Origin of the sequence: Collinsella aerofaciens (assembly GCF_039758815.1) — a bacterium.
Taxonomy (GTDB): domain Bacteria; phylum Actinomycetota; class Coriobacteriia; order Coriobacteriales; family Coriobacteriaceae; genus Collinsella; species Collinsella aerofaciens_BP.
In genome coordinates this window covers 1-18,513 of record NZ_JBDMSK010000011.1, presented here as the reverse complement: position 1 = coordinate 18,513, position 18,513 = coordinate 1, and the positions used below count along the sequence as shown (strand labels likewise).

15 protein-coding genes are annotated in these 18,513 nt (G+C 60.0%); 10 read left to right on the top strand and 5 right to left on the bottom strand.

The window, feature by feature from the left end:
- Nucleotides 1-179: 179 nt before the first annotated feature.
- Nucleotides 180-1,181 carry a LacI family DNA-binding transcriptional regulator gene (locus tag ABHT90_RS06250; protein ID WP_346981962.1) on the top strand — a complete coding sequence of 334 codons (1,002 nt, stop codon included), beginning with the start codon at nt 180-182 and terminating at the stop codon, nt 1,179-1,181.
- Between the two features lie 109 nt (nt 1,182-1,290).
- Here the strand turns inward: ABHT90_RS06250 and lacG are convergent, their stop codons facing one another.
- Both lacG and ABHT90_RS06240 read right to left on the bottom strand, forming a co-directional pair.
- Nucleotides 1,291-2,730, bottom strand: a complete 1,440-nt coding sequence (gene lacG / locus ABHT90_RS06245) for a 6-phospho-beta-galactosidase (protein WP_346981961.1) — start codon at nt 2,728-2,730, stop codon at nt 1,291-1,293.
- A 67-nt stretch (nt 2,731-2,797) separates the two neighbouring features.
- Nucleotides 2,798-4,567 (bottom strand): lactose/cellobiose PTS transporter subunit IIB, encoded by a 1,770-nt coding sequence (locus ABHT90_RS06240; RefSeq protein ID WP_346981960.1) that lies wholly within the window; start codon nt 4,565-4,567, stop codon nt 2,798-2,800.
- Between the two features lie 356 nt (nt 4,568-4,923).
- Here ABHT90_RS06240 and ABHT90_RS06235 point away from each other — a divergent pair, with 356 nt between their 5' ends.
- The 7 genes from ABHT90_RS06235 to ABHT90_RS06205 all read left to right on the top strand — a co-directional run bounded on the left by ABHT90_RS06235 (nt 4,924) and on the right by ABHT90_RS06205 (nt 11,005).
- The gene (locus tag ABHT90_RS06235) at nt 4,924-5,928 is read left to right on the top strand and encodes a LacI family DNA-binding transcriptional regulator (protein ID WP_346981959.1); all 1,005 of its coding nucleotides are present in this window, start codon (nt 4,924-4,926) and stop codon (nt 5,926-5,928) included.
- 214 nt (nt 5,929-6,142) lie between these two features.
- On the top strand, nt 6,143-6,481 hold the full coding sequence (locus ABHT90_RS06230) for a PTS lactose/cellobiose transporter subunit IIA (RefSeq protein WP_006234827.1): 339 nt from the start codon (nt 6,143-6,145) through the stop codon (nt 6,479-6,481).
- A gap of 197 nt (nt 6,482-6,678) precedes the next feature.
- Nucleotides 6,679-7,692 carry a hypothetical protein gene (locus ABHT90_RS06225; RefSeq protein WP_346981958.1) on the top strand — a complete coding sequence of 338 codons (1,014 nt, stop codon included), beginning with the start codon at nt 6,679-6,681 and terminating at the stop codon, nt 7,690-7,692.
- A 308-nt stretch (nt 7,693-8,000) separates the two neighbouring features.
- Nucleotides 8,001-8,429, top strand: a complete 429-nt coding sequence (lacA, locus tag ABHT90_RS06220; RefSeq protein WP_006234830.1) for a galactose-6-phosphate isomerase subunit LacA — start codon at nt 8,001-8,003, stop codon at nt 8,427-8,429.
- A 63-nt stretch (nt 8,430-8,492) separates the two neighbouring features.
- On the top strand, nt 8,493-9,017 hold the full coding sequence (gene lacB, locus ABHT90_RS06215; RefSeq protein WP_346981957.1) for a galactose-6-phosphate isomerase subunit LacB: 525 nt from the start codon (nt 8,493-8,495) through the stop codon (nt 9,015-9,017).
- A gap of 117 nt (nt 9,018-9,134) precedes the next feature.
- Nucleotides 9,135-10,016 carry an aldose 1-epimerase family protein gene (locus ABHT90_RS06210; RefSeq protein ID WP_346981956.1) on the top strand — a complete coding sequence of 294 codons (882 nt, stop codon included), beginning with the start codon at nt 9,135-9,137 and terminating at the stop codon, nt 10,014-10,016.
- Between the two features lie 53 nt (nt 10,017-10,069).
- Complete coding sequence (locus ABHT90_RS06205) at nt 10,070-11,005, top strand: hexose kinase (RefSeq protein WP_195535118.1); 936 nt, start codon at nt 10,070-10,072, stop codon at nt 11,003-11,005.
- Between the two features lie 257 nt (nt 11,006-11,262).
- Here ABHT90_RS06205 and ABHT90_RS06200 read toward each other — a convergent pair whose 3' ends face one another.
- The 3 genes from ABHT90_RS06200 to ABHT90_RS06190 form a co-directional block, all read right to left on the bottom strand.
- Entirely contained in the window at nt 11,263-12,564 is a 1,302-nt protein-coding gene (locus tag ABHT90_RS06200; protein ID WP_271743471.1) for an ATP-binding protein, read from the bottom strand.
- 325 nt (nt 12,565-12,889) lie between these two features.
- On the bottom strand, nt 12,890-14,518 hold the full coding sequence (locus ABHT90_RS06195) for a UDP-glucose--hexose-1-phosphate uridylyltransferase (RefSeq protein WP_346981955.1): 1,629 nt from the start codon (nt 14,516-14,518) through the stop codon (nt 12,890-12,892).
- Complete coding sequence (locus ABHT90_RS06190; protein ID WP_346981954.1) at nt 14,509-15,714, bottom strand: galactokinase; 1,206 nt, start codon at nt 15,712-15,714, stop codon at nt 14,509-14,511. The genes ABHT90_RS06195 and ABHT90_RS06190 overlap by 10 nt, the downstream gene beginning before the upstream one ends.
- Before the next feature lie 383 nt (nt 15,715-16,097).
- Between ABHT90_RS06190 and ABHT90_RS06185 the strand changes: the two genes are divergently transcribed.
- Nucleotides 16,098-17,084, top strand: a complete 987-nt coding sequence (locus ABHT90_RS06185) for a LacI family DNA-binding transcriptional regulator (protein ID WP_346981988.1) — start codon at nt 16,098-16,100, stop codon at nt 17,082-17,084.
- A 129-nt stretch (nt 17,085-17,213) separates the two neighbouring features.
- Nucleotides 17,214-18,374 (top strand): FprA family A-type flavoprotein, encoded by a 1,161-nt coding sequence (locus ABHT90_RS06180; RefSeq protein ID WP_346981953.1) that lies wholly within the window; start codon nt 17,214-17,216, stop codon nt 18,372-18,374.
- The last annotated feature ends 139 nt before the right edge of the window (nt 18,375-18,513 follow it).

The following is an 18,513-nucleotide window of genomic DNA, read 5'->3' as shown; positions in this document are numbered from 1 at the left end:
ATGACAACGTTGTCATTTCATTAATGACAACGTAAGACATTTTTGGAAGAGCAACAAGGATTTACGCGTGAGCGGTCGATATTGTCCGGTAAACGGTTGATTTGAAAATTGAGCAGGTAGTGTATGCTAGAACGCAAAAAACAAGCGATACGAAACCGACGGGAGAAGCAGTGGCAACGATGGACAAGAAAAACGTCTCAATGAACGATGTAGCGGTTGCCGCAGGTGTCTCCCTCAAGACGGTGTCTCGTGTGATCAACGAGCCCGATAGCGTGCGCGAATCGACGCGCGATAAAGTCCATGCGGCCATGGAAGCGCTTGGGTTTCGAACTAACTTTGCCGCGCGCTCGCTCAAGTTGGGCCGTTACGGGTGCATTGGCGTGGTGTTGTTTCACTTGTCAGGCGGTGCCGTGGACATGATCGACGGTATCGCCGATGCCGCCGAAGAGCGCGGGTTTGCGCTCACGATGATCAAGAAGCGGGCAGGGGAGAAGATGACCCTTGCCGATGCGGCGCGCAGGATGTCACAGCTGCCTGTCGATGGCATGATCTTCAACTTGCGCCAGATGGTCGACGACTTCGAAACGTTCGAGGCGCCAAAGGACCTCAAGACCGTAATCATCACACCGATGGAGCATCCTACCTGCTCCACCGTCAGTGACGACCAAGAGGGTGGTGCGCGCATGGCGTGCGAGTACTTCTTGGATCATGGTCACAAGAACGTCTACTTCGTTGCCGGTAAAGAAGAATCGCTGTCGAGCCAGTGCCGTATGAAAGGCTGGCGCGCGGCGCTCGAGGCGCGTGGCATTGAGCCGCCCGACCCGCTGCAGGGCGATTGGAATGCGGATAGTGGCTATGCCGCAGGCCTTGTGCTTGCCGATAAGCCCGATTGCACGGCGGTCCTCGCTGCTAACGACTGCATGGCAAACGGCGTGATGATGGCCCTGCGAGACAAGGGGCTGAGCGTGCCCGACGACGTATCCGTGATCGGCTTCGATGACGAGCTCTACAAGACGATTCCCAACTCGATTTTGACGTCGGTGAAGTTCCGTCACCGCGAGCTGGGCATCCGCGCACTCAACGAGGTCGTCGCAGGTTTGGAGGCTCCGAGCTCCAGGAGCCGTACGCTCGTCTCGGGCGTGTTGGTCGAGCGCTCGAGCGTGCGAGACTTGCGGGCATAAATCAGCCCACCCAAAACCAAAAAAGCCGGGGGCGGCGCGTCGTGTGACGTGCCGCCCCCGGCTGAGAAATGGGGAGCAGGTTATGTGAGCGGGGCAGCCCCGCGAGCCGCTAGTCCAGACGACGGGTCTCGGCTACGTGCTTATACCAGTATGCGCTTGCCTTGGGCGTGCGCTTCTGGGTTTCAAAGTCTACGTAGAAGAAACCGTAGCGCTTGTTGTAGCCGTTGGTCCAGGAGAACTGGTCCTGCAGGCTCCACAGGAAGTAGCCTCCCACGTTGACGCCAACCTCCATGGCCTTGAGCAGCCAGCGCAGGTGCTGCTCGATGTAGTCGATGCGCGGCTGGTCGTCCACAAAGCCGTCCTTGTAGGGGTCCTTGTAGCCCATGCCGTTCTCGGTAATGAAGATTTGCTTGTAGTTGGGGTAGCGCTGCTTAATGTAGACGAGCAGATCGAACAGGCCCTCGGGGTAGATGATCCAGTCCCAGTCGGTGGTGGGGATGCCGGGCTTGTTCACGTGCTCGCCAATGCCCTTGACGCGCCAGCGGCCGGTGCCCTTCTCGCCCGTACCGTTATGGTGCAGGTCGTTCTCGCCATCGTAGGCCTTGAGGAAGCGGCACTGGTAGTTGTTAACGCCTAGGTAGTCGTTGTAGAGCGCAGCCTCGCGCATGATCTCGAGGTCCTCGTCCAGGATCTCGATGGTACCGCCCGAGACGGCAGCCAGGCGGTTGGCGCACTCGAGCGTGTCGGGCGCGTAATCGCCGCGGAAGGTGGCGTCGAGCAGGAACTGGTTCTGCAGCACGTGCTCGTTGTTGGCGGCCTTGATGTCGGCGGGGTCGTTCTCGTTGAGCGGATACTTAAACTCCAGCGACTGGATGACGCCGATCTTGCCCTTAAAGCCACCGTTGTGGAAGGCGAGCACTGCCTTGGCGTGGGCGAGCATCATGTTGTGCTCGCACTGGAAGGCCTCGGCCAGATGTGCCTTGACGCCACCAGGGAAGGTGCCCTCGATGTAGGTGTTGGAGGCGTCGGCCCAGATCTCGTTAAAGGTGAACCAGTAGGTCACCTGGTCGGCGTACTCCTTAAAGCAGAAGGTGGCAAAGTCCACAAAGGCGTCGATGGTCTCGCGGTTGAGGAAGTCGCCCTTCTCAAAGAGGGTCAGCGGCGTGTCGAAGTGGTGCAGCGTGACGAACGGCTCAACGTGGTGCTTGTGGCACTCGGCGAAGAGATCGTGGTAGAACTGGACACCCTCGGGGTTGATCTCGCCGGTGCCGTTGGGGAAGATACGGCTCCAGGCGATGGAGAGGCGGATGCCGTTGATGCCGAACTCCTCGCACAGCTCCAGATCGACAGGGTACTGGTTGTAGAAGTCGGAAGCGGGATCGGGGGAGAAGCGGCCCTGGGCCTCCAGGAAGTCGTCCCAGGCAACCTTGCCCTTACCGTGGGTGCGGGTCTCGCCCTCTACCTGGTAGGCAGCAGTGGCGCCGCCAAAGACAAAGTCCTCGGGAAACTGCGCGGGCGGGTTGGTGACGCTGGCGGGGTTAACGGACATGATGATCCAATCGTCTAAATCGAAGGGCCAGCCGGCTGTGGATGGTCGGCTGGCCTTTACGCGTTACTTACTTCGAAAGCTGCTCGGAGACGAAGGCGAGAGACTTGTCGCCGTTCTGGGAGAGCTCGATGTACTGCTTACCGCGGCAGGCGACGCACTTGTTGCCCACGCGCTCGCAATCCTTCTGCAGATCGGCCAGGTAGCTCGCGGCCTGCGGGGCCAGGACGACCAGGTCAAAGTCGGGGAGCATGTCCACGTGGTTGCCATAGGCGTCGGCAGCGGTCTCCAGGTCGATACCGCGCTCCTTGGCGGCCTTGGCCAGTGCGTTGGCCAGCAGGCCCGAGGTGCCGCCACCCTGGCAGAGCACGAGCACGCGCTTGCCGTTGAGGTCGCTGGTGGCCGTGGCCTCGGCGGCGGGGGCTGCAGCGGCGGCGTCGCTCTTCACGGCCTCGGCAGCAGCGCCGGCGGCAACGCTCTTGGCATCGGCCTTGCCCTGGAAGGCGTCGTTGAGCTTGGCGGCCTTCTCGGCGTTCTTGGCGGCGAGCTCCTCCTGGGAGATCTCGGCCTCCTCGGCGCACTTCTGGGCGTCATAGGCACGGAAGAACGGATAGTACAGAAGGAAGTCGACGACCAGGATGATGGCGAGCATCACAAAGGCGAGCGGCTGGAAGCCCAGGCCCATGATGGTACCGATGGGGCCGGGGACGGTCCAAGGCAGGGTGTACATAAAGCCGTTCATGCCCAGGAAGTCGATAAAGACCTTGAGGATCCAGACGTTGGCGATCGGGGCAAAGACAAACGGGACAAAGAAGACGGGGTTGAGCACGATGGGCGCGGCGAACAGCAGCGGCTCGTTGACGGCGAAGCAGACCGGGACGATTGCAGCCTTACCAACGGCTCGCATCTCCTGAGATTTGGCTAGGAAGCAGAACATAAAGACGAGGACGAGCGTGGCGCCGGTGCCGCCCATGCAGACGACGAAGTACTGGGCGCCCTGCGTCAGGACAGCGGAGGCGTGCTGGCCGGCCTGGTAAGCAGCCAGGTTGTCGGTCATGTTGGCAACGAGGGCGGCGGCGATGGCGGGCTCGACGATCGAGGGGCCGTGGACACCGACGAACCAGAACAGGCTCATGGCGCCGTAGATCACAGCGAGGCCGATGTAGCCGTCGGCAGCGGTGAACAGGGGCTGGAATACCTGGATGACACCCTGGGCAAAGCAGAAGCCAAAGGCAGCGCGGAAGACGATGTCAAAGACCCAAAAGACGGTGATGCAGACGGAGAAGGGGATGATGTCCTTAAAGGTCTGCGAGATGTTGGGCGGAACCTGCTCGGGCATCTTGACGGTAATGTTGCGCTTGATAAAGAACTTGTAGATGATGCCCGTTACAAACGCAGCGATGAAGGCGGTCAGCAGGCCCTTGGAACCAAGGTAGGTGGTGTTGAAGCCGCTGGCGGCGTCCGTGGCGATGGTGTCGCTCGAAAGGAGCAGGAAGCCGATGATGGCCGCGCACATGCAGGAGATAAAGTTGATCTGGTTGTTCTTGGGCAGATCACGGTTCTGAGCGTCGGCGAAGTGCTTGGCGGTGGTGGCGGCACAGGCGATGGCCAGGATGCCCATGGAGTAGTTGTAGCACTTCCACAGGGCGTTATTGATGTCGTCGGGCCAGTAGAAACCCCAGATGTTGGGGACCGAGGCCACCAGGCAGAAGATGGACGAGAAGATGATGATGGGGATGACGGAGATAAAGCCGTCGCGGATCGCCTTGAGGTACTTGTTGCGGGCGATCGCGTTGAAAAGGGGCTGGCCCTTTTCGATGGTGGCGATGAGTTGCTCCATGCAAAGCTCCTAAGAGTCGGTGGGTTAGCAACGATGGTAACTTTTGGACCTTGTTTGCCAAAATGTTGACGTTGCCATTTTGCGACACAAAAAAAGACGCGAACCGGTGGCCCCTGTGCCTGTGGACCGTCGATTCCTTGCGCGTAAACGTCTGACCCGCCCGGTGGCTCTGTGTTTGCACAATGGCAACGTTAACATTTGGGCGACAAAAGCCGTTCGGGGACGTGGAATTGTCGGTGAACGGTAGGTTTTGGGTGGTGAGCGTATGGCGGGGGAGGCGTTGGATATACTTGGAGACGTTCATTTTGTCTGTTGGGATGTCTGCAATGGCATCGTTGACATAGAAAGATCGACCTATGGCCGCTGTAAAAAAATCGGTATCCGTTAAGGACGTGGCGCGTCTTGCGGGCGTCTCGGAGCAGACGGTCTCGCGCACCGTGCACGATTCGCCCAGCGTGCGCCCCGAGACCAAGGAGCGCGTGCGTGCTGCCATGCGCGAGCTGGGCTACCGTCCCAATTTTGCCGGCCGGTCGCTGCGCCGCGGCAAGTTCAAGACCGTCGGCGTGGCCATGTTCAACATCACCGGCACCGGAAACCTCGACCGCATGGAGGGCTTTGCTGCCGCCGCCGACAAACACGGCTATGCCATCACCCTTACTAAAGTAGATGGGCACCCCTACACTCTCGAGAGTGCGTCGTCGCGCATGAGTGCGCTGCCGGTGGACGGTATGGTTGTGATCATGAACCGTATGCCGGCAGACTTTGGCACCTTTGAGCCGCTGCCCGGCATGCAGACGGTGCTCGTTACCATGCTGGAGCATCCGCTGTGCTCGACGGTCGATAACGATCAGTTCGATTGCTCGCGCCAGGTGGTTGAGTACCTGCTGGGGCAGGGGCACAAGACGGTACACTTTATCTCGTGCCCCGAGCGCTCGCTTTCGGGCATGCAACGCGAGGAGGGCTGGCGCGAGACCCTGCGTGCGCATGACATTGAGCCGCCGCGGCTCATCCGTGGCGATTGGACGGCGCAGAGCGGATACGCCGCCGGGCAGGCTCTGGCGGACGATCCGACCTGCACGGCCATTTATGCCTCCAACGACGCCATGGCATATGGCTGCATTCGCGGGCTCGAGTCGCGCGGGAAGCGCGTGCCACAGGACGTGAGCGTGGTGGGTGTTGACGATAGCCTGGGCGATATCGTGCCCGATCGTCGCCTGACTACGGTGCGCTTTGATAACAAGCGCGTTGGCATGTGGGCGGTCGACAAGATTGCCGGCGCCGAGGGCGTCGCACCTAGCGTGGAGCACATGCTGATCCCCGGCGTGCTCATCGAGGGTGATACGGTACGCAGCTTGCGCTAGGGTGCGGGCCTGTTCGGGTCGCGCTTCTTTGTGTTTGATATTGTTCGAAATGGTTTAAAAACCGTTCACGGGCGAAAATCGACCGTTCATAGTCCGATATTGCGTTTTGGATTGTTCTTTTTTGTTTGAATGTTAATGTTTCTGACATACACAACGCAGCGCGTATGCCCGGACGCGATGCTCTCCATTGGTTCATATGTGAAAGGAACGCAATATGGCAACCAAAGAAGAAATCTCGATGGTTGGATTCGAGATCGTCGCATACGCGGGTGACGCCCAGACCGACCTGCTCGCAGCACTCGATGCTGCCCGCGAGGGTGACTTTGAGAAGGCCGAGCAGCTGCACAAGGATGCCAGCGACGCGCTCATCGGTGCTCACGACACGCAGACCAAGCTGCTTTCGCAGGAGGCCGGCGGCGGCGAGATGGAGATGACCTTCATCATGGCTCACGCTCAGGACACCCTCATGACCACCATGATCCTGGAGAAGCAGACCCGCTTTACCATCGATGCCTACAAGCGCATTGCCGAGCTCGAGGCCAAGCTCGCCTAACGAACTCTCACAACCAAGTCCCCTTCCAAAAGCCCTGCCGCAACCTACGGCGGGGCTTTTTACCTAGTCATTGGGGACGTTCTTAAATGACTAGTCGTCGGGGACACTCTTGGGTCGAACGCCGGCTCTGCCGTTCGGTTTTTCGCTCGGTGGGTATACTTCCCCTGCATTACACGCCGGAATGAGGAGGTATCCAAATGCCGGACAATGGATCGATTCAAAAGAAGGACGCGCACGAGATGGCTCACGGGCGCTCGGTTCAGGTTACCGAGCAAACGACAGTGGTTGAGCTGCAACCCAGCGTGAGCGATGTCGTGTGCGCAAACAAAAAGCTGCAGATTGGCTTTATCGTCGCGCTCGTGGTGCTGGCGCTGCTGTCGGGCTTTGTGGCTCGTCCGCATTTTGCCGATACCAAAACTTGGGACTCCACCATCGAGGTAGTCGACCAAAAGAAGGGCAATGTTTTGGCGCTCACGACCTCGTGCGTGGCGCTGTCTGCGGGCATTACCGCGCTGCCGGGTGATACGGGAACGCCGGTTGCCGAGCAGCTCGCGCAGCTTTCGGGTAACTTGGGCATCGTGCTTGCCGTGCTGTACCTTGAGAAATACCTGCTCACTATATTATGGTCGGTCGGGCTGGGCATCCTGATCCCGTTCTCGCTCGTACTCTTCGCGGTGTCGCTTGGCATTCACGGACGCTGGAGCACCAGCGCCGTCCTTCGCCGCGTGGCAACACGCGTGCTGGTGGTTGCCATGATCGGCATGGCGTTGGTGCCTGCGAGCGTGTGGGTTTCGCAAAAGGTCGACGAGACATATCGCGTGAGCATTGAGCAGGCCGAGCAAAAGGCGGAGGACGCTGCGGAGAAATCGACCGATGCCAGCTCCAAAACAAGCAAGAAAAAGTCCAAGGCCACGGAGTCCAAGAATGTGCTTGAGCAGCTTGCCGACGGTGCCTCGGGTCTTGTCACGACGGTGACCAGCGGCGCCAAGCAGATGACCGACGAGATCGTGCAGCAGGTGACCGACCTGATCGAAGGCGTCATCGTAATGATCGTGACCTCGTGCGTCATCCCGCTGCTGGTGCTCGTGGCGTTTCTGTGGCTGGGCCATACCCTGCTAGGGATTGATATCTCCGGTCCCGCGAACTACCTGACGGGCCGTTTTCTGAGCGCTTCGTCCAAGCATGCCAAGAAGAGCGGACAGTCCGAGTAGCCGCAGAGCTCTCGTGGCGCATATATAAGTCAGCTGAATAGGCGGTCGAGACGCATCTCGGCCGCCTTTTGTGTGCTTGGTCCATGGCGACTCGATGTCTGCTACGCCCAAACGGTCAGCAATCATCCGCGAACGGTATTTGTTCAAAAAAGAACAAAGACAAACAAATAGTAGTTGCAGTTACTGTTCGAATGTGTTCAAATAAACATGAACAGTGAAGAACCGCACATTCAGATGCCCGGACCTGAACGCGATTCAACACTTCCAAACAGAAACTACGCACCTGCGTATCTCTCAAGGAGGATGTCATGAGGGTTGTAATCGCTTCCGATGCCGACGGTATGTCGATGAAGGAGTCCATCAAGGAGATGCTCATCGCCGACGGTCACGAGGTCGTCGACTATTCCGAGACCCCTGCCGCGGACTTTGTCGATTCCGCGACCGCCGTTGCCAAGGACCTGCTGGAGCACAAGGATTCCCAGGGCTTTGCATTCGATAAGTACGGCGTCGGCTCCTATATGGCCGCCGTCAAGATCAAGGGCATGGTCGTCGCCAACATTTCCGACGAGCGTTCCGCTTACATGACCCGCGAGCACAACGGCTCGCGCATGGTCACCATGGGCCCGGGCGTTGTGGGCACCGAGGTCGCCAAGAAGATCGCCCGCGAGTTCCTGCGTGCACAGTACGCCGGCGGCCGTCACCAGATCCGTGTCGACATGCTCAACAAGATGGCCTAACGAGAGCCACCGAGAACTCGAACTTCTACCTCAACTTGTGAATTCAGACGAAAGGACGTTCTGATGAAGAAGACCATCGCAATCGGTTGCGACCATATCGTTACGGACGAGAAGATCTATCTGGCCGACCGCCTGGAGCAGGCTGGCTACCAGGTGCTCGACTGCGGCACCTACAGCCACACCCGTACGCACTATCCCATCTACGGTAAGGCCGTGGGTGAGGCTGTTGCCAGCGGCAAGGCCGACTTTGGCGTGGCACTGTGCGGCACCGGCATCGGCATCACCAACGCCGTCAACAAGGTTCCCGGCGCTCGCTGCGCTCTGGTCCGCGACATGACCTCTGCCCTGTATGCCCGTCGCGAGCTCAACGCCAACATCGTGGGCTTTGGCGGCAAGATCACCGGCGAGTTCCTGATGGCCGACATCATGCTTGCCTTCCTGGAGGAGCCCTACGAGAAGACTCCCGAGCACGATGCCCTGATTGCCAAGATCGATGCCTGCAACAAGGCTGACGCCGAGGCTCAGGCCGACCCGCACTTCTTTGACGAGTTCCTCGAGAAGTGGGACCGCGGCGAATACCATGATTAGCGGGTATCCGGCGTAATTAACTAGTCCGTTGACGGCTCGCGTTTCTGTGAGGGGCGCGGGCCGGTTTTCTATCAGCCCATTGACTCGGCGGGCTGGCGTAAGAAAGGGAAGGCTCCTATGGAGTTTGTTCTTGATAACGGTTCTATCCGCATAGCGCTAAGCACGGCGGGTGGCTCATTTACCTCTATTACGGCAAATGGTCGTGAGTACCTGTGGCAGGGCGATCCGTCGGTCTGGTCGGGTCAGGCGCCCATTTGCTTCCCGATCTGCGGCGGTCTTCGTGACGGTCGCGCGATGACCATGGGCGGCCGTGAGGTCAAGCTTGCCCGTCATGGCTTTGCTCGCAAGCAGGAGTGGAAGCTTGAGGAACAGGGCGACAGCATGGTTGCGCTGAGTCTAAGCTCTGCCGACCACGCCGAGCTGCTCGAGCAATACCCGTATCCGTTTAAGATCGTTGCGCGCTACGCAATCGATGCGGCAAAAGTGACCGTTTCGTACGAGGTGACTAACGAGGGGACCGAGGACATGCCGTTCTTTGTGGGCGGCCACCCCGGCTTTAAGTGCCCGCTCGACGAGGGCGAGTCCTACGACGATTACGAGCTTCGATTTGAGCAGCGTGAGGCGGCGGAGCTCTGCACCGCCGTTCCCTCGACGGGCCTGATTGATGTTGAGCATCGCAGCAAGAACCCGATGGTCGGCCACGACTTGCCGCTTACCCACGAACTCTTCGACTTCGCGGAGACCATCTTTGACGTGCTTGAGAGCCGCGTGGTTACGCTGACCAAGAAAACCGAGGACAAGGGCGTGCGCCTGACGTTCCCCGATATGCCATACCTGATTGTGTGGAGCAAGCCCGAGGGCGACTTTGTGGCCGTGGAACCGTGGGGCGGCCTGTCCACCTGCTCCGACGAGGACGATATTCTGGAGCACAAGCGCGGCTGCCTGGTGGCCAAGCCGGGAGAGACCGTCACCCGCGGCTTTGAGATCGAGATCCTTTAACGAGCTATCGTATGTTTGGGGCGGGTTATGCCGCCCCGGAACAGGAGTTCAACATGATTCTGACCGTTACCATGAACCCGTCGATTGATACGCGCTATCAGCTCGACAAGCTGATCATCGACGATGTTAACCGTGTGACACCCGAAAAGACCGCTGGCGGCAAGGGCCTCAACGTGAGCCGTGTGCTGCTGCAGTTGGGCGACGATGTGCTCGCGACCGGTCTACTCGGCGGCCACATGGGTGCCTATATGGCCGAGCTTATGGATGCCGACGGCGTCAAGAACGACTTTGTGCCTATTGCTGGTGAGACGCGCATCTGCCTGAATATCCTGCATGAGGGCAATCAGACCGAGCTGCTGGAGAGCGGCCCGCAGATCGCGCCTGCCGAGCTCGAGGCCTTTACGGCCAAGTTTGCCGAGCTTGCAGCGAAGGCGGACGTCGTGACGCTTTCGGGCTCGCTGCCGCGTGGCGTCGATGCCGGCTACTATGCCGAGCTCGTCAAGATCGCCGAGGAGGCGGGCGCCAAGGTGCTGCTCGACACCTCGGGCGCATCGCTGGAGGCCGCGCTGGAGTCCGACGCTAAGCCTGAGCTCGTAAAGCCCAACCTGACCGAGATTAACGGCCTGCTGGGTACGTCCTTTACGACCGATGATGTCGATGCCCTGCGCGAGGCGCTTGCCGCCGATGACCGTTTTGCCGGTATCCCCTGGGTTGTCGTTTCGATGGGCGCTGCCGGTTCGGTGGGCTTCCATGAGGGCCGCGCGTTCCGCGCCAAGACGCCCGCGATTGCGGCTGTGAACGCGACGGGTTCCGGTGACTCGACCATCGCCGGCTTTGCGCATGCCATTGCTGCCGGCGCCGACGACGTCACGGTGCTCAAGACCGCCAATACCTGCGGCAAGCTTAATGCCATGGATCCCAAGACCGGCCACCTGGTCATGGATCGCTGGGACGAGGTCTACAACAGCGTTGAGGTGACCGAACTTTAAGGTTACGCGGTTTTACCAAACCGCGTAACGGGCCGACGCTGCGCGGGCCGCATTTGGGCAATCTGACGTTCAACTTCAAGGGCGCGACCAGAAGGTCAGCGCCCTTTCGTTTCACGTCACCTTGTCTCAAATGCGACCCGCTCGCTGCCGTTGCCAAAACATCGGCGTTACCTTGCTTCGGGAATGCGGCGGAGAGGGACGTTCCTTTTCTGCCGGCAGTTTGGGACACTCCTTACGGGGCACCCCCTCCACAGCGCCTATGCCAGCTTGTCGATTTGCCCAATCTCCCAGAGCGGAATGTTGACGAGCGTGCCCTCGTCTCTATATGCCGCTAACGATGTTCTCACGCAGCGCTCGAGCTTGAACTTCTCGCAGGCAATCCTCAGACTCTTTGCTTTGAGATTCTCTGCCGCCTTGACCTCGAGCGGAAGCACGATCCCCGCATGGTCGATGGCAAAGTCAGTCTCTGCATTGCCGGAAGAGGATGACCAATACGCGGGAGTTTTGCCTTGGAGCAAAAGCTCCTGTGCGACGTATTGCTCTGTCAGCGAGCCTTTGAACTCAGTAAAAACAGCGGGCCCGTTCAGAACAATGGCCGGCGAGAGGCCGGAGAGTGCTCCGAGGATGCCGGTGTCGATGCAGAACAGCTTGAAGCCCGAGAGATCCTCGTAGCTTGTGAGCGGTGCTCTTAGGGCGGAAACACGTGGTACCTTATGAACGATTCCATAGTCCATGAGCCACTGGAGGCTTTCCTCAAAATCGCGTGCGCGCGCCCCGGGACGAAGCGCGCCGTAGACGAACTTCTTGTTTTCCTTTGCGAGCTGGCCGGGAAGGGATTTCCAAACCAGCCTCATGCGCTCGACGATGCGGGCTGGCGCATGCTTGCCAAAATCGGATTCGTAAGCTTCGATGATTTGCTGCTGGAGCCTGCGGGCCTCGATGAAATCGTGGGAGGCGGCGAAAGCGGAGACAACTTCTGGCATGCCACCGACAACGAGGTATTCCTTGAGCAGGCGCTCGAGCTTTTCGGAAACGTTTGCCAGCAGGTCCATGTCTGCGGCAAGGATGGCATCTGCGAGCGGATCGCCATCGACGGCACGAACGAACTCGACAAACCCCATGGGGCGCATGGTGAGCTGGTCGATCTTGCCGACGGGGAACGACTCGTTTTCGCGTCGGAGCGCGAGCCCCATATAGGAGCCGGCTGCCACGATATGGTATTCCGGCGCCAGCTCGTTGAAGTATTTGAGCGAGGTGATGCCACGCGGTGCCTCTTGGATTTCGTCGAAGATGATGAGTGTGTCTGTCGGCGTTATGGTCTGGCCGCGCAGGAGCTCTATCTGGGAGATGATGCGTTTGGGGTCAAGGCTTCCGTCGAACAGCGAACGTGCGCCCGGTTCGAGCATAAAGTCAAAACGGATGACGTTTTGATACTGCTGGCCTGCGAATTCGTTGAGAAGCCAGGTTTTTCCCGTCTGGCGGGCCCCCTTAAGCAGGAGGGGCTTGCGGTTTGCCCTAGATTTCCAAGCGATGAGTTCGTCCATTAGCTGTCGCTGCACGCTGCCTCCTAACGATCATGGTTAGTATAAGACTGTTTTGGTCTTTCCATCGAAAAATGTGGGAGTGAACCACGCTTTTCCATCGAATAATGTGGGAGGCAACCACGTTTTTCCATCGAATAATGTGGGGGTTTAGGTCGGCACCTGGGGACGTTCCTTTTCTGCCGGCAGTTTGGGACACGCCTTGTTTTAGTGCAAATTAGCTACCCTTGCATCAAAACGGCGCCTGTCGGCGATGTTGCCGGCGGGCGCCGTTGTCGTGTGGGCGGAAATGATCCGTTTTCCTCCGTCCCCAAGGGATCATTGGGACGGTTTGAGCTGCGTGCTACAGCGAGTCGATAAAGCGCTGTTGGGCGGCGCGGCCGGCTTCGTCCCACTTAAAGACGCCGGCGTTGTCGAGCACGTGGCCAAACACCACGCCGACCTCCTCGTGCAGGATATCGATGGCGTTGTCGGCCGTAAGCTCGTCGGCGCGGCGGGTAAAGACGTCCTCAGCCCATGCGGCGTGGCTGCGGCAAAGATCATCGCCCTCGAGCGCACCGGCAAGGTCGTAGCTGGCGTCGACCTTGGCTGCCAGCAGATGCTCACGGACAGCGCCAAGCTCGGGAACCAGGCGCGGCGGCAAAATGGCCAGGCCCATGACTTCGATCAGGCCGATGTTCTCCTTCTTAATGTGGTGGTACTCGGCATGTGGGTGGAAAACGCCTAGCGGGTGCTCGTCGGTCGTGATATTGCAGCGAAGCGCCAGGTAGGCCTCGTAAATCTCGCCGCCGGCGTTGCCGCGGGAGTCCACGCGGCGAATGACGGGCGTCACGGTGTTGTGGGCCACGCCGTCGGCTGTGTGCGCGATGACGCCCACCGACTCATCGGTCCACTCGCGCCAGGCGAGGATAATCTTCTCGGTGGCGTCGAGCAGCTGGGCGCGGTCGTGCGAGCGCAGTCGCAGCACCGAAAGCGGCCACTGCAACACGGTACCGCTGACCTGGTCAAAGCCGGGCATGCTAAACTGCGAGATCTCAGCGGCGTGCATCATGGGGAACTCGTGCGCGCCGCCCTGGAAGTGGTCGTGCGACAGAATCGAGCCGCCCACGATGGGCAGGTCGGCGTTGGAGCCAATAAAGTAGTGCGGGAACAGGTCGACAAAGTCGAGCAGGCAGGTCAGCCCCTTGCGGTCGACGTGCATCGGACGATGCTCGGAGCTCATGGCAATGCAGTGCTCGTTAAAGTACGCGTACGGGCTGTATTGGAAGCCCCAGCGCTCGCCGTCGAGCTTAATGGGGATAACGCGCAGATTCTGGCGGGCGGGGTGAGCGCCACCGTCGGCTGCGGCGGAGCGTCCGGGGTAGCCCTCGTTTTCAATGCAGAGCTGACAGGCGGGATACTTCTCGCCCGTGTTCTTTGCGGCGCCGGCCGCGGCAATGTCGCGCGGATCCTTTTCGGGCTTTGACAGGTTGATTGTGATCTCCAGGTCGCCCCAGTTGGTGGGGGTGCTCCATTTGATATTGCGCGCGATGGCGGCACGACGCACGTAGCCGGCGTCGCAGCACAGACCGTAGAACCAGTCGGTCGCGGCGCGGGGCTCGTTGACGCCCATACGGCCGTTGAATTCCTCGTTTACAACCGAAGGCCTCGGCATCAGCACACCCATGATGCGCATGGCGATGCGATCGCGGCCCGATGCCGTATCCTCGGCAGCACCGTTGGCAACGGCGGCCTCGGAAAGCGCGGCAAGCGTGCCTTCAAGGTCAAAGTTGGGCAGGGTGTCGGGGTGCAAGAGCGAGAGTTTCTCGACCTGGAGCGCCCAGGCCATGTCGAGCGCCGGGCCCGTAGCACCGATGCACTCGAGAATGGTGTTATACGCCCAGATGCGATCGTCCTGGCCGATCATCGATCGGTGGATAGCGTACTCGATCAGGTTCTGCGCGGCCTCGCGCACGTCAGTCATTACAGCCATGCCGCGTAAGCCCCCTTGTCAGAAATTGCGTAGTGGCGGGCAGAGCCCTCGCCCAGCCAGCCGTTCATCTTGGTGATAAAGGTGTCGACCAGGTCGAGCGGCACGAAGGCCTGGATGGTGCCACCAAAGCCGCCACCGTGGATACGGACGGCGCCACGGCCGTCGAGCACGTGCTCGGCCAGTGCCAGGGCATACATCGAGGGCTGCTCGGAGCCCAGCTTGGCAACGACATTCTGTAGGTACATGGCAGAGCTGGCGCCGGACTCGCGCGTCAGGACCAGGAACTGATCGATGTCGCCGGCGTTCAGAGCAGCCCAGCGCTTGTCGACCAGGCCGTTCTCGTACCAGTAGTGAACGGCGCGCAGGCAGGCGCGGTCGCCCAGCTTGGCGCGCAGCTCGGGGAGCTTGGCGTCAAAATCGGCAACGTCGACCTCGCACAGGCGTGCCTTGCCAAACTCGGCGGCAACGTCCTGCATCTCGCGCGGAACGGCGGCGTAGTCGTCGGTGGCGGCCACGTGGTCGGCACCGACCTTAACGAGCACGAGCGCATAGCCGTGATCCTCAAAGTTGAGCTCGAGCTTCTGGGTTTTAGGCTGAGCCTGGTCCTCAAAGTCCATGTAGGCAAGGCCGCCCAGGCACACGGCGGCCTGGTCCATCAGACCGCAGGGCTTGCCGTAATAGTTGTTCTCGGTGCGCTGGCTCATCTGCGCGAGCGCGACGGGCTCGATGGCGGGTGCGCCCCAGAGGGTTTCCATGGCGCGACCGTACGCGGCCTCGACGGCGGCAGAGCTGGAAAGACCGCCGCCCGAGGGGACGGAGCAGGTAAAGGCAAAGTCGAAGCCGTGGGGCTCAACGCCAAGGGCTGCAATCTCGTGGGCCATGCCGCGGACGAGGCTTGCGGACGTGCCCTTCTCGGACTCTTGAACGTCTAGCGTGTCGAGCGCGATTTCAAACGTGGGATAGCCCTCGTCGGCTACGCGAACCTTGTTGGAATCGGTTGCCACGGCGATGCCGTCGACGGCGACATCGAGCGAGCCGGCGATAACGTGGCCACCCTCGTGGTCGGTGTGGTTGCCGCTGATCTCGGAACGGCCGGGCGCGTGCACGTAGAGCACCTGGCGGTCGCCGATGGGGCCAAACTCCTCCTCGAACAGCTTGGTGAGCGTGGCGAATGTCTTTTCGTCGGGGGTGGTCATGGGAGTCCTTTCCTTGGCGCGCCCGGGTGGGTTTTGCGTCGTTATGAGTACGTTAACAACTTGAAGCGGCATGAACCAAGTATTCACGATACCGCACGCTACGGGCTATGTTAACGTACTCATAACACATCGCTTGTCACTTTTTGAGAATCTGGTAATCGGTAGAAATTCAGCCGTGAACGGTACTGCCGTATGGACTTATAAAGCAGAAGAGATGCAGATAGAAAAAGTAGAGTACGTTAACATGCGTCCGACGATAGCGGGCCTCGGCGCGGGATGTATTTCTGCCCGGGCCGGCATTCACGCTATTCAAATCTCGCAAGGGTGAAGGTGATCCTGTGGCAAGGCGCCCGTCCAACGATACCAGTTCGCGTCCGGTCTCCATGGCCGACGTCGCCCGCGCTGCCGGCGTTTCGCAGCAGACGGTTTCGCGCGTCGCCAACGGCTTGCCCAACGTTAACGAGCAGACGCGCCAGCGCGTGCAGGCCGCTATGCAAGAGCTCGGCTTTCGTCCGAGTTATGCCGGTCGCTCGCTGCGCGACGGTCGCTACCATTCGGTCGGCCTGTGCGTCAACGATGTCACCAAGTTTGGCAACCTCTCAATGATCGACGGCATCGCCAGCGCTGCTCGCGAGCATAATTGCGCCATCACGTTGGTCGAGATGTCCAAGACCGAGGAGTTTTCGCTTGCCGAGGCCACGCGTCGTATGGCCGCATTGCCGGTGGACGGCATCATCATCGGCATGAGCCGCATGGCGCCCGATTTTGAGACGTTCGATCCACTGCCGGGCATTGGCACGGTCATCGTTACCATGTACGCGCACCCGCGGGTGACCACGGTCGATTCCGACCATTACGGCTGCTCGCTATTGCTTATGGATCACCTGTTTGAGCTGGGGCACGAGCAGATTCGCTATATCGGCGGCCCGTCGTTCTCGGTCGACGAGCAATTTCGTCGCGCCGGTTGGCAGGATGCGCTCGAGCGTAAACACATCGAGCCGGCAGAGCCGCTCGAGGGCGACTGGTCTGCCAACAGCGGTTACGAAGCCGGCAGGTATCTGGCCGAGCACGATCACACCATGACGGCGATCTATGCGGCAAACGATCAGATGGCAAATGGCGCGATTGCCGCGCTGCGTGATAGCGGCCTGCGCGTGCCCGAGGACGTGAGCGTGGTGGGCGTCGACGATTCGCTCGATGATTTTGTGGCACACAACGAGCTCACGACCGTGCGATTCGATCTACATCAGCGCGGACGCGAGGTGTTTGAGCATGCGGTTCCCGAGGCGGGTACGGCGGGCAAAACCGTTGCCATCCGTATTCCCGGCCAGCTCATTATTCGACATAGCACGGCGATACTGCGCGCATAGTTTGTGCAGGTCAACGGCAGTATATTCCGCCTCAATTACAATCGGTAAGGATGCTGACGGATAGCCGTGGCTATGAAGGCGAGTGTTATGATAGACGGGTTCTTTTGTCTATCTAGGAGGCTTTGCCTGATGGAGATCACCAAGGATATCCGCTACATCGGTGTCGACGATCACGACATTGACCTGTTCGAGGGCCAGTACGACGTGTCCGAGAACGGTATGGCATACAACAGCTACGTTATCTTGGGCGAAAAGATCGCTGTCGCCGATTCAGTCGACGGCGGTTTTGTTGACGAGTGGCTCGGCAACCTCGAGGCCGTGCTCGATGGCCGTACGCCCGACTACCTGGTTGTCCATCACATGGAGCCCGATCACTCCGCCGGTATCGCCGCCTTTATGGAGCGCTATCCCCAGGCACAGATTGTGGCCAGCATGGGCGCCTTCCGCATGATGGTCAACTACTTTGGCACCGACTACCCCGAGCGCAAGATGGTCGTCAAAGAGGGCGACGTGCTCGACCTGGGCGGCCACAGCCTGACCTTTATCGGCGCCCCCAACGTTCACTGGCCCGAGGTGATCTTCTCCTACGAGTCCACCGACAAGGTGCTCTTTAGTGCCGACGGCTTTGGCAAGTTTGGCGCCAACGACATCGAGGATCCCGAGGGGTGGGCTTGCGAGGCTCGCCGCTACTACTTTGGCATCGTCGGTAAGTTCGGCAAGTTCGTGCAGGCCGTGCTCAAGAAGGCCGCCGACCTGGACATCCAAATCATCTGCCCGCTCCACGGCCCCGTGCTGACCGAGAACCTGGGCTACTACCTCGACACCTATAACACCTGGTCGAGCTATCAGCCCGAGGACGAGGGCATCACCATTGCCTACGCGAGCGTGTATGGCCATCTGAAGGCTGCCGTCGAGGAGCTCGCATCTGCGCTCGAGGCCCGCGGCCAGAAGGTCTCCGTCTTTGACCTGGCTCGCGACGACATGGCCGAGGCCGTTGAGGACGCGTTCCGCTACGACCGTCTGGTGCTCGCCTCCATCACCTATCAGGGCGAGATCTTCCCGTCCATGAGCACCTTTATCCACACACTTGCCGAGCATGCCTATCAGAACCGTACGGTGGCGCTCGTTGAGGCCGGCTCCTGGGCGCCCACCGCTGCCAAGGTTATGACCAGGGAGCTCGAGGGCATGAAGGACATTACCCTGGCGCAGAACAAGGTGACCGTGCTGGGCTCGCTCAACGACGCCTCGCGCGCTCAGATCGAGGTTCTCGCCGACGAGCTGTCCAAGTAGCGACACATTCACTTCTGATGCTCAACCACCACAAAGGAGACCTTTGTGGTGGTTTTTGTTAGAGGCTTTAGCCTGTGCGGGGCGCGCAGCGCGCCGCATCAGAAACCACCCGCTATGCGGGTGGGGACAACCGGCTTTA

Bases quoted from the DNA above. Each gene is read 5' to 3' on its own strand.
- ABHT90_RS06180 (WP_346981953.1), top strand. From the start codon at position 17,214: ATGGAGATCACCAAGGATATCCGCTACATCGGTGTCGACGATCACGAC.
- ABHT90_RS06235 (WP_346981959.1), top strand. From the start codon at position 4,924: ATGGCCGCTGTAAAAAAATCGGTATCCGTTAAGGACGTGGCGCGTCTT.
- lacB (WP_346981957.1), top strand. From the start codon at position 8,493: ATGAAGAAGACCATCGCAATCGGTTGCGACCATATCGTTACGGACGAG.
- ABHT90_RS06195 (WP_346981955.1), bottom strand. From the start codon at position 14,518: ATGGCTGTAATGACTGACGTGCGCGAGGCCGCGCAGAACCTGATCGAG.
- ABHT90_RS06190 (WP_346981954.1), bottom strand. From the start codon at position 15,714: ATGACCACCCCCGACGAAAAGACATTCGCCACGCTCACCAAGCTGTTC.
- ABHT90_RS06205 (WP_195535118.1), top strand. From the start codon at position 10,070: ATGATTCTGACCGTTACCATGAACCCGTCGATTGATACGCGCTATCAG.
- ABHT90_RS06240 (WP_346981960.1), bottom strand. From the start codon at position 4,567: ATGGAGCAACTCATCGCCACCATCGAAAAGGGCCAGCCCCTTTTCAAC.
- ABHT90_RS06210 (WP_346981956.1), top strand. From the start codon at position 9,135: ATGGAGTTTGTTCTTGATAACGGTTCTATCCGCATAGCGCTAAGCACG.
- lacG (WP_346981961.1), bottom strand. From the start codon at position 2,730: ATGTCCGTTAACCCCGCCAGCGTCACCAACCCGCCCGCGCAGTTTCCC.
- ABHT90_RS06185 (WP_346981988.1), top strand. From the start codon at position 16,098: ATGGCCGACGTCGCCCGCGCTGCCGGCGTTTCGCAGCAGACGGTTTCG.
- ABHT90_RS06250 (WP_346981962.1), top strand. From the start codon at position 180: ATGGACAAGAAAAACGTCTCAATGAACGATGTAGCGGTTGCCGCAGGT.
- ABHT90_RS06230 (WP_006234827.1), top strand. From the start codon at position 6,143: ATGGCAACCAAAGAAGAAATCTCGATGGTTGGATTCGAGATCGTCGCA.
- ABHT90_RS06225 (WP_346981958.1), top strand. From the start codon at position 6,679: ATGCCGGACAATGGATCGATTCAAAAGAAGGACGCGCACGAGATGGCT.
- lacA (WP_006234830.1), top strand. From the start codon at position 8,001: ATGAGGGTTGTAATCGCTTCCGATGCCGACGGTATGTCGATGAAGGAG.